Source organism: Streptomyces sp. SID5910 (assembly GCF_009862125.1).
Lineage (GTDB): Bacteria > Actinomycetota > Actinomycetes > Streptomycetales > Streptomycetaceae > Streptomyces.
The window spans coordinates 1-9,222 of the sequence record NZ_WWHX01000296.1 but is presented as its reverse complement, the minus strand read 5'-3'; the positions used below and the strand labels follow the sequence as shown (position 1 = coordinate 9,222).

The window sequence follows — 9,222 nt, the reverse complement described above, 5'->3', positions numbered from 1 at the left end:
CAGCCCGTCCGGCGTTTGAGGACGAGGCCGTCCAGGCCGAACGGGGGTCCCAGGGGGCGGAGCCCCCTGGGGTCGGGAACGGGAAGGGGCGGCGGGGGCGAGGAACCGCTACGAAGCGAACAACCGCACAGCCCAAGCGGCATGCGCCTCCGCCCCGATCTCCAACAACGGCGCGGACCGCACCGGCAGCACCTCCACCCCCTCCTCAAGCGCCGCCCGCGCCGCATCCACCGCGCCCCCGGCCACCCGGTCCACCTCCGCCGCCAGCCGCGCCAGCACGCCCGTCGCGTCGAACGGGTCGAGGCCGAGCAGCCGCACGACCGCGGTCGCCGGCCCGCTCACCCCCTCGTACGCGGAGCAGTACGCCGCGTCCAGCGCCCCGAGCCCGGCCGCGCGGGCGGCGAGCCCGAGGACGACGGGCTGGTGGGCGCCCTTGGGGAACCGCCCGGCCAGCGCGTCCAGTCCGGGGTCCGGCCAGGTCGCGCGGGCGGCCCGCATGAGCTGCCGGCCGAGCCTGCGTGCCACCATCCGCAGCGCGGGAGACGGCGTACGGGCGTCGGCGGCCCCGTCGAGTTCCCCGGGGTCGGCGCCGAGGGCAGCGGCCGCCGCGAGGGACGCCGTGACGGCGCCGTTCGTGTGCAGCCGCCCCCGGCAGAAGTCCTCCAGGCTCGCGGCGTCGGTGATGCGTCCGGCCTTGACGGCGGCCTCCGCCCCGCCGGAGTGGGCATGCCCTCCGGCGGGGAAGCGGCCGTCCGACAGGACCAGCAGTGCTGCGCGGCTCATGACGGCGCTCAGAAGAGGAAGTACCGCTGCGCGAGCGGCAGTTCGACGGCCGGTGCCGGTTCGACGAGCTCGCCGTCGATGGTCACCGCGAAGGAGTCCGAGGCGACCTCGACGCGTGGCAGGGCGTCGTTCTCGCGCATGTCGGCCTTGGTGCGGCCGCGGGTCGAGCGGATGGGCACGAACTCCTTGCCGAGACCGAGGCGTTCGGGCAGCCCGTCCTCGATCGCCGCCTCGGCCACGAAGTTCAGCGAGTTCATGGCCGGCGCCCTGCCGAGGGCGCCGTACATCGGACGCGGCAGGACGGGCTGCGGGGTGGGGATGGAGGCGTTGGCGTCGCCCATCTGCGCGTACGCGATCTGGCCGCCCTTGAGCACGAGCTGCGGCTTCACGCCGAAGAAGCGGGGCTCCCAGAGGACCAGGTCGGCGAGCTTGCCGGACTCGACGGAGCCGACCTCGTGCTCGATGCCCTGGGCGACGGCCGGGTTGATGGTGTATTTGGCGACATAGCGACGGGCGCGCCGGTTGTCGGCCCTGGTGTCCCCGGGCAGGAAGCCGCGCCGCCCCTTCATCACATGGGCGGTCTGCCAGGTCCGCAGGATCACCTCGCCGACGCGGCCCATGGCCTGGGAGTCCGACGACATGATGGAGATGGCGCCCATGTCGTGCAGGACGTCCTCGGCCGCGATGGTGCTGGGCCGGATCCGGGACTCGGCGAAGGCCAGGTCCTCGGGGACCGCGGGGTTGAGGTGGTGGCAGACCATCAGCATGTCGAGGTGTTCCTCGACGGTGTTGACGGTGTGCGGCCGGGTCGGGTTGGTGGACGCCGGCAGCATGTTCGGCAGCGACACCGCCGTGATCATGTCGGGCGCGTGGCCGCCGCCGGCGCCCTCGACGTGGAAGGCGTGCAGGGTGCGCCCCGCGACCGCGTCGAAGGTGTCGCCGACGAAGCCGGCCTCGTTCAGGGTGTCCGTGTGGACGGCGAGCTGGACGCCGGACTCCTCGCACACGTCCAGGCAGGCGGAGATGACGGCGGGGGTCGCGCCCCAGTCCTCGTGGATCTTGAAGCCGAGGATGCCGGCGCGCAGTTGGTCGCGCATCGACTCCTTGGACATGGTGCTGCCCTTGCCGAGGAAGCCGATGTTGACGGGGCTCGACTCCAGGGCCGCGTACATCCGCGCGAGGTGCCACGAACCGGGGGTGACCGTGGTCGCCTTGCTGCCCTCGGCGGGGCCCGTGCCGCCGCCGATGAGGGTGGTGATGCCGGACGCCAGGGCCTCGTCGACGATGCCCGGCGCGATGAAGTGGATGTGCGTGTCGATGCCGCCGGCGGTCACGATCCTGCCGTTGCCCGCGATGACCTCGGTCTCGGGGCCGATGACGAGTTCGGGGTGGACGCCGTCCATGGTGTCCGGGTTGCCGGACTTGCCGATGCCGGTGATGCGGCCGTCACGGATGCCGATGTCGGCCTTGACGATGCCCCAGTGGTCGATGATCACGGCACCGGTGATCACGGTGTCGGGGGCGCCCTCGGCCCGGGTGACGCGCGACTGGCCCATGGACTCGCGCAGCACCTTGCCGCCGCCGAAGACCGACTCGTCGCCGGAGCGGCCGGGGCCGCCGGAGCGGTCCTCCTCGATCTCCACGAAGAGGTCGGTGTCGGCCAGGCGGACGCGGTCGCCGGTGGTCGGGCCGAACAGGTCGGCGTAGGCGGCGCGGGACAGTTCAGGCATCGAGGGCACCTCCGGTCGCGCCGCGCAGACCGACGACGACGCGAGCGCCCGCGAGGGGGATCAGCTCCACGTCGACCGGGATGCCGGGCTCGAACCGGACGGCGGTGCCGGCGGCGATGTTCAGTCGCCTGCCGTGCGCCGCGGCGCGGTCGAAGTCGAGACCGGGGTTGGCCTCGGCGAAGTGGTAGTGGGAGCCGACCTGGACGGGCCGGTCGGCGGTGTTGAGCACGGTCAGACGGACGCTGTCGCGGCCCTCGTTGAAGGCGACCGGCTCGTCGGCGAAGAGGATCTCTCCGGGAATCATGGCTGCGGTTCCCGTCAGATGATCGGTTCGTGGACGGTGACGAGCTTGGTGCCGTCGGGGAAGGTCGCCTCGACCTGCACGTCGTGGATCATCTCGGGGATGCCCTCCATGACCTCGTGGCGCTGGATCAGCTTGCGGCCCGACGCCATGAGCTCGCCGACCGTACGGCCGTCGCGGGCCCCTTCGAGGATGTGCGAGGTGATCAGCGCGACGACTTCGGGGTGGTTGAGCTTCACGCCTCGCGCGCGGCGCTTCTCGGCCACGTCCGCGGCCACATGGATGAGCAGTCGTTCCTGCTCGTGCGGGGTCAGTTGCACGTACCACCTCACAGAACCTCACGCCGATACCGAACGGTCCGGCTGCCGCGTCCACCGCGACGGCTCTAGATGTAACACACAGGAATGAGCCCGAAAGCGCCCGCCGATGTGCGCAAAACCGCAGGTGGATCGGGGTGCAGAGTACGGCTAGAGTGTTTCTGCCACGTCACGCGCTTTTGACTGACTGATTACCGGTTTGACCACCTGATGACCCGTCGCCGCCGGCGCCCTTTCGCATGCCCGCGAACTCCCGGGCGGGTCCGCCGCTTCACCGCGCGGACCGGACACCGAACCGGCCGAACGGCGGACCGCCTTTCGGCGTAGGTGCACCTCGTTTTTCCGGCCGGTCGAGCTTGCGCGACACGCGCACCCGGACGGCGGAATACGTCATTCCGCCGCTGGTCCCGGGGTCGTCACGGCACTCGACAGAGGATCGAACACCGACATGTCCACCCGAACGGGTGAGTGGTGAGTAACCACACAACAGCCCGTTTCCGTTGGGATTTTCCGACTTGGGTGCGCCAAGATCCATGACTGACGACAAGCCCCCGCCGCAGCGGCGGGGCGGTCCGGGCGGACGCCGAGTCCTGCCGCCGCCCGGACGACCGGTCGACAGGAGTGGATCGGCAGGAGTGGAGGACCCGAGCACGACGGGTCGCCGGAACGGCCGCCCCCGACAGGGAGCGCCGGGCCGAGCAGCCCTTGGGGTGAAGCCGCACTCGTGCGGCCGGGCAACTTCGCCAGCCCGAATCCGACAGGTCATCCTTCACAGGCGGCTGACGAAGGGTTGCGCATGACTGCGCTCAATCGCGTCCCGTCCCTGATGGCCCGTGCCGGTACGGCCTCGGCCCTGACCATCGCCGCCGTGGGCGGCTCGCTCGTGGTTCCCGGCGCCGCCTCCGAAGCCGCAGCGGCGACCCATGCGACGAAGGCTCTCAAGATCGCGGCGTCCAAGAGGGGCGCCCCCTACGCGTGGGGTGCCACCGGACCGAACCGGTTCGACTGCTCCGGGCTGACGCTGTACTCGTTCAAGAAGGCCGGCAAGAAGCTGCCGCGGACCGCCGCGCAGCAGTACAACAAGACCCGGCACATCTCCGCCAAGAGCCGCAAGGCCGGCGACCTCGTGTTCTTCCACTCCGGCCGGGGCGTGTACCACGTCGGCATCTACGCCGGTAAGGGCAAGATCTGGCACGCCCCGAAGACCGGGGACGTGGTGCGCCTCCAGAAGATCTGGACGAGCAACGTCTGGTACGGCCGCGTGAAGTGAGCCGCCCGGGCCGGTGACGGCGCCCTGGCACACCGGCGGCGCCTCACCGCTGGGGCTCCTGGCTCCCCAGGGCCTCGCCGCGCGGAGGGCCCACGGCCGTGACCGGCTCGGCGGGCGCCGCCTGGGCCGGTGCCGTCCAGGGCAGTTCGATGGAGACGGTCTTGCCGCCCTCGCGCGTGGGCCGCACCCTCAGCCTGCCGCCGCACTCCGCCGTCAGCCAGCGGATGATCACCATGCCCCGGCCGTTGTCCTGCTGCACGGCGGCGGGCAGCCGCTTGGGGAAGCGCGGGTGGCTGTCGGTGACGCCGACGCACAGGCGTTCGTCGCGATCCAGTACGAGGTCCACGGTGAAGGTCGGTGACTGCCCGAACGTGTGCTGGACCGCGTTGGTGGCCAGCTCGGAGACGATGAGCCGGACGGTCTCCGACGCCTCCGCGTCCGCGGGCAGGCCCCATTCCGCCAGCGTGCCCACCACATAGGTGCGCGCGGCGGCCACCGAGGCGGGATCGCTCGGCAGAGTGACGGATGCTTCCAGATGGTCTGCCATGGCGACGTCGTCCCTTTCCCACGGGACCGCAGTCCGACATGGAGCGGATGGTTCGAGTACGGTCCCGGACTGGTGCTTCGCCGCCAGAGTGCCATCACCACCCGGTACAGGGCGGCGATCCACCGAGATATGCATATATCTGTCGCTCGAAGCGGTGAACTCTGCGACGGCAGACCGTATTCGGGTGGCTCATGGGGAGTAAAGGAGTGGCCCATGCAGCACGGTCCGGTGGTGCGCCGCCGAAAGCTGGGCGCGGAGCTGCGCGCCCTGCGCACGACGGCGGGGATCACCAGCGGCGAGGCGGCCCGGCTGGTGGGCTGGCACCAGTCGAAGGTCAGCCGGATCGAGACCGGCACGAGCGGGGCGAAACCGGCCGACGTGCGGTTACTGCTGGACGCCTACGGCGTGGCCGACCAGGAGCTGCGGGAGCTGCTGGTGGTGCTGGCGGGCTCCGAGGACGCGGGCGGCCGGCACCACTGGTGGCACGCCTATCGCGGGGTGCTGCCGCCGACGTACCGGGACTTCATCAGCCTGGAGTCGCAGGCGAGCGCGATGCGGACGCTGGAGACCACCGTCGTGCCCGGGCTGCTCCAGACACCGGAGTACGCCCGCGCGGTCACGCGGGCCGCGGTGGACGGGCTGCCGGAGGAGCGGCTGGACACGCTGGTGGAGGTCCGGCTGGCCCGGCAGGACGTGCTGCGGGCCGATCCGCCGCTGGAGCTGAACGCGGTCCTCGACGAGGCGGTGCTGCGCCGGGAGGTGGGCGGGCCGGGGGTGATGTCCCGGCAGCTGACCCGGCTGGTGGAGGCCGCGCGGCTGCCCCATGTCCGGCTCCAGGTACTCCCGTTCGCCGCCGGGGCGCACATCGGTGTCACCGGCCCTTTCGTCATCTTCTCCTTTCCGAGCACTTCTGATCTCGACGTGGTTGTTCTCGACCACTTGACGAGTAGCCTCCATCTCGAACGGAAAGAAGACCTAGAGGCCTACACCGAGGCCTTCGACGCTCTCCTGCACCATGCCCTTTCGCCCGAGGACTCGTTGGACTACATCGCCGCGACAGCGGCCGGCGCGTAAGGAGGCACCATGTCCGCACTTCCTCGGAACACCCCCGCGAGTACCGATCTGCACGGTGTGCGGTGGCTGCGCAGCAGCTACAGCACCGGAGCCAACAACTGCGTGGAGACGGCACAGCCGTCGGCCGGCCCCCGGGCCGGACTCCTCGCCGTGCGCGACTCCAAGGACCCGGCCGGGCCCGCGCTGCTCTTCTCCCCCGGGAGCTGGGCGTCGTTCACGGCCGCGGTCCAGGCCGGCCGGACCGGCTGATCCGGCCGGGTGCCGCGCGACGCACGGCCGTGTCACGCCGACTCATGGCCGCGTTTCGCCGATCACCCGGACAGCGCGTTCGATCTGATCCCCGGAGAGGTCCGCGCGAGCGGTCAGCCTGAGCCGTGAGATGCCATCGGGCACCGACGGAGGGCGGAAGCAGCCCACGGACAGGCCGGCCGCACGGCAGTCGGCCGCCCACCGCACGGCCCCCTCCGGGGACGGAGCCCGCACCGAGACCACCGCGGCGTCCGGGCGTACCGCCTGAAGTCCCGCGGCGGTCAGGCGTGCGTGCAGCTCGGCCGCCACCTCGCGCGCCCGCGCCGCCCGCCCGGGCTCGCGGCGCAGCAGCCGCAGTGCCGCGAGGGCCGCACCCGTGGCGGCGGGGGCGAGTCCGGTGTCGAAGATGAACGTCCGGGCCGCGTTGACCAGATGGTCGATCACCCGTGCCGGGCCGAGCACGGCGCCGCCCTGGCTGCCGAGCGATTTGGACAGCGTGACCGTCACGACGACGTCGTCGGCGCCCGCGAGCCCCGCGGCATGCGCGGCGCCCCGGCCGCCGTCGCCGAGGACGCCGAGACCGTGGGCGTCGTCGACGACCAGTCCCGCGCCGTGCTCCCGGCACGCCTCGGCGAGGGCGGCCAGCGGCGCCGCGTCGCCGTCCACCGAGAACACCGTGTCGGAGACGGCGACGGCGGGCCCGTCGTGCGTCGCCAGCGCCTTGCGCACCGCGTCCGGGTCGGCGTGCGCCGCCACCTGGGTCGTCCCCCGGGCCAGCCGGCAACCGTCGATCAGCGAGGCGTGGTTGCCGGCGTCGGAGACCACGAGGGAGCCGTGCGGCGCCAGCGCGGTGACCGCGGCGAGGTTGGCCGCGTAGCCGGAGGAGAAGACGAGCGCGGCCTCGAAGCCGCAGAAGGCGGCCAGTTCGCGTTCGAGTTCGGCGTGCAGTTCGGTCGTTCCGGTGACGAGCCGGGAGCCGGTCGCGCCGCCGCCCCAGGTCCGCGCGGCCCGCGCCGCGCCCTCGGCGACCTCCGGGTGCCGGGCCAGTCCGAGGTAGTCGTTGCTCGCCAGGTCCAGCAGGGGCGACTCGGCCGGGCGGGGCCGCAGTGTGCGGACGAGTCCGGCCCGGCGGCGCGCCCCGGCCTGCTCGTCGATCCAGCCGAACGCCATGGCTTCGCCCTCCGGGGTTTTGTAGGCAGTGGACAGACACTAGCGGCACGACGGGCGGCCCGAGGTGTGGCGATACCCACACGGTGATCTGTCACTGTTGTGCGAAGTCTCCTTGGCCCCGGGCGGCCCCGTAGGACAGGATCGGCTCTCATGGACCTGCTGAACACGCTGGTGGACAAGGGGCTTCGGCGCGAGACGCCGACCCGCGAGGAAGCGCTGGCCGTCCTCGCCACTTCCGACGACGACCTGCTCGATGTGGTGGCCGCGGCCGGCAAGGTGCGCCGTCACTGGTTCGGCCGACGGGTGAAACTCAACTACCTCGTCAACCTCAAGTCGGGCCTGTGCCCCGAGGACTGCTCCTACTGCTCGCAGCGGCTCGGCTCGAAGGCGGAGATCCTCAAGTACACCTGGCTCAAGCCCGGCCAGGCCTCCGAGGCCGCCGCCGCGGGCGTGGCCGGCGGCGCCAAGCGGGTGTGCCTGGTGGCCAGCGGGCGCGGTCCGACCGAGCGGGACGTGGACCGGGTCTCCGAGACCATCAAGGCCATCAAGGAGCAGAACGAGGGCGTCGAGGTCTGCGCTTGTCTGGGCCTGCTGTCCGACGGTCAGGCGGAGCGGCTGCGCGAGGCGGGCGCCGACGCCTACAACCACAACCTGAACACGTCCGAGTCGACGTACGGGGACATCACGACCACCCACACGTACGCCGACCGGGTGGACACGGTCAACAAGGCGCACGCGGCCGGGCTGTCGGCCTGCTCGGGGCTGATCGCGGGCATGGGCGAGAGCGACGAGGACCTGGTCGACGTGGTCTTCTCGCTGCGCGAGCTGGACCCCGACTCGGTGCCGGTCAACTTCCTGATCCCGTTCGAGGGCACGCCGCTGGCCAAGGAGTGGAACCTCACCCCGCAGCGCTGCCTGCGCATCCTGGCGATGACGCGATTCGTGTGCCCGGACGTCGAGGTGCGCATCGCCGGCGGTCGCGAGGTGCATCTGCGTTCGATGCAGCCGCTCGCCCTGCACCTGGCCAACTCGATCTTCCTCGGCGACTACCTCACCAGCGAGGGCCAGGCGGGCAAGACCGACCTGGAGATGATCGCGGACGCCGGTTTCGAGGTGGAGGGCACGGGCGAGGTGACCCTGCCGGAACACCGGGCGGCGGGCGGGGGCGGCTGCGGGTCCCACGGGGACGGCGCGGACGGCGGGGCCTGCGGGTCGCACGAGGGCAACGGGGGCTGCGGCTCCCACGCGGGCGGCGGGGTCTGCGGTTCTGCCCCGGCCCCCGCCGAGGTGCCGGCGGCGGGCGAGGCGCGTACGGACCTGGTGGCCGTACGCCGGCGCGGTGCCGGAACGGACCTCGCGCCCAATGCCTGAGCCCGCGCTGACCGTGGACGAGCTGCTGGCCCTCGACCGGCGGCACGTCTGGCACCCGTACGGCCCCATGCCGGGCCGGCAGGACCCGCTCGTCGTGGAGTCGGCGAGCGGGGTCCGGCTGCGGCCGGCCGACGGCTCGGGCGAACTGGTCGACGGCATGTCGTCCTGGTGGTCGGCGATCCACGGCTACAACCACCCGGTGCTGAACGAGGCCGCCCGCGAGCAGCTGGACCGGATGAGCCACGTGATGTTCGGCGGGCTCACCCACGAGCCCGCCGTACGCCTGGCGAAGCTCCTTGTCGACATGTCGCCGGAGGGCCTGGAGCACGTGTTTCTCGCCGACTCCGGCTCGGTGTCGGTCGAGGTGGCCGTCAAGATGTGCCTTCAGTACTGGCGTTCGCTGGGCCGCC

General features: G+C 72.0%; 11 protein-coding genes. 5 read left to right on the top strand and 6 right to left on the bottom strand.

The window, feature by feature from the left end:
* Positions 1 to 108 precede the first annotated feature (108 nt).
* From GTW67_RS10300 to GTW67_RS10285, 4 genes are read right to left on the bottom strand one after another with little or no spacing between them, the layout of a single operon-like run.
* Positions 109 to 783, bottom strand: a complete 675-nt coding sequence (locus GTW67_RS10300; RefSeq protein WP_161164499.1) for an urease accessory protein UreF — start codon at positions 781 to 783, stop codon at positions 109 to 111.
* An 8-nt stretch (positions 784 to 791) separates the two neighbouring features.
* Positions 792 to 2,513 carry an urease subunit alpha gene (locus GTW67_RS10295; RefSeq protein ID WP_161164498.1) on the bottom strand — a complete coding sequence of 574 codons (1,722 nt, stop codon included), beginning with the start codon at positions 2,511 to 2,513 and terminating at the stop codon, positions 792 to 794.
* On the bottom strand, positions 2,506 to 2,817 hold the full coding sequence (locus tag GTW67_RS10290) for an urease subunit beta (RefSeq protein ID WP_161164497.1): 312 nt from the start codon (positions 2,815 to 2,817) through the stop codon (positions 2,506 to 2,508). Before GTW67_RS10290 ends, GTW67_RS10295 begins: the two co-directional genes overlap by 8 nt.
* Positions 2,818 to 2,831: 14 nt before the next feature.
* Positions 2,832 to 3,134 carry an urease subunit gamma gene (locus GTW67_RS10285; protein ID WP_161164496.1) on the bottom strand — a complete coding sequence of 101 codons (303 nt, stop codon included), beginning with the start codon at positions 3,132 to 3,134 and terminating at the stop codon, positions 2,832 to 2,834.
* A 793-nt stretch (positions 3,135 to 3,927) separates the two neighbouring features.
* Here GTW67_RS10285 and GTW67_RS10280 point away from each other — a divergent pair.
* Positions 3,928 to 4,401, top strand: coding sequence for a C40 family peptidase (locus GTW67_RS10280; RefSeq protein WP_161164495.1), 474 nt, complete (start codon positions 3,928 to 3,930; stop codon positions 4,399 to 4,401).
* 43 nt (positions 4,402 to 4,444) lie between these two features.
* Here the strand turns inward: GTW67_RS10280 and GTW67_RS10275 are convergent, their stop codons facing one another.
* On the bottom strand, positions 4,445 to 4,948 hold the full coding sequence (locus GTW67_RS10275; RefSeq protein WP_161164494.1) for an ATP-binding protein: 504 nt from the start codon (positions 4,946 to 4,948) through the stop codon (positions 4,445 to 4,447).
* A gap of 213 nt (positions 4,949 to 5,161) precedes the next feature.
* On the opposite strand from GTW67_RS10275, the gene GTW67_RS10270 reads away from it, so the two are divergent.
* On the top strand, positions 5,162 to 6,022 hold the full coding sequence (locus GTW67_RS10270) for a helix-turn-helix domain-containing protein (RefSeq protein WP_161164493.1): 861 nt from the start codon (positions 5,162 to 5,164) through the stop codon (positions 6,020 to 6,022).
* Between the two features lie 9 nt (positions 6,023 to 6,031).
* Positions 6,032 to 6,271 (top strand): DUF397 domain-containing protein, encoded by a 240-nt coding sequence (locus tag GTW67_RS10265; RefSeq protein WP_161164492.1) that lies wholly within the window; start codon positions 6,032 to 6,034, stop codon positions 6,269 to 6,271.
* Between the two features lie 42 nt (positions 6,272 to 6,313).
* Here the strand turns inward: GTW67_RS10265 and GTW67_RS10260 are convergent, their stop codons facing one another.
* Positions 6,314 to 7,441, bottom strand: a complete 1,128-nt coding sequence (locus tag GTW67_RS10260; RefSeq protein ID WP_161164491.1) for an 8-amino-7-oxononanoate synthase — start codon at positions 7,439 to 7,441, stop codon at positions 6,314 to 6,316.
* 150 nt (positions 7,442 to 7,591) lie between these two features.
* On the opposite strand from GTW67_RS10260, the gene bioB reads away from it, so the two are divergent.
* Positions 7,592 to 8,812 carry a biotin synthase BioB gene (gene bioB, locus GTW67_RS10255; RefSeq protein WP_161164490.1) on the top strand — a complete coding sequence of 407 codons (1,221 nt, stop codon included), beginning with the start codon at positions 7,592 to 7,594 and terminating at the stop codon, positions 8,810 to 8,812.
* Positions 8,805 to 9,222: aminotransferase class III-fold pyridoxal phosphate-dependent enzyme (locus GTW67_RS10250; protein WP_161164489.1), on the top strand; the 418-nt coding region annotated here is incomplete at its 3' end. The genes bioB and GTW67_RS10250, both read left to right, overlap by 8 nt.

Coding starts and splice junctions, on each gene's coding strand:
- GTW67_RS10300 (WP_161164499.1), bottom strand. CDS start 783: ATGAGCCGCGCAGCACTGCTGGTCCTGTCGGACGGCCGCTTCCCCGCC.
- GTW67_RS10295 (WP_161164498.1), bottom strand. CDS start 2,513: ATGCCTGAACTGTCCCGCGCCGCCTACGCCGACCTGTTCGGCCCGACC.
- GTW67_RS10290 (WP_161164497.1), bottom strand. CDS start 2,817: ATGATTCCCGGAGAGATCCTCTTCGCCGACGAGCCGGTCGCCTTCAAC.
- GTW67_RS10280 (WP_161164495.1), top strand. CDS start 3,928: ATGACTGCGCTCAATCGCGTCCCGTCCCTGATGGCCCGTGCCGGTACG.
- GTW67_RS10275 (WP_161164494.1), bottom strand. CDS start 4,948: ATGGCAGACCATCTGGAAGCATCCGTCACTCTGCCGAGCGATCCCGCC.
- GTW67_RS10270 (WP_161164493.1), top strand. CDS start 5,162: ATGCAGCACGGTCCGGTGGTGCGCCGCCGAAAGCTGGGCGCGGAGCTG.
- GTW67_RS10265 (WP_161164492.1), top strand. CDS start 6,032: ATGTCCGCACTTCCTCGGAACACCCCCGCGAGTACCGATCTGCACGGT.
- GTW67_RS10260 (WP_161164491.1), bottom strand. CDS start 7,441: ATGGCGTTCGGCTGGATCGACGAGCAGGCCGGGGCGCGCCGCCGGGCC.
- bioB (WP_161164490.1), top strand. CDS start 7,592: ATGGACCTGCTGAACACGCTGGTGGACAAGGGGCTTCGGCGCGAGACG.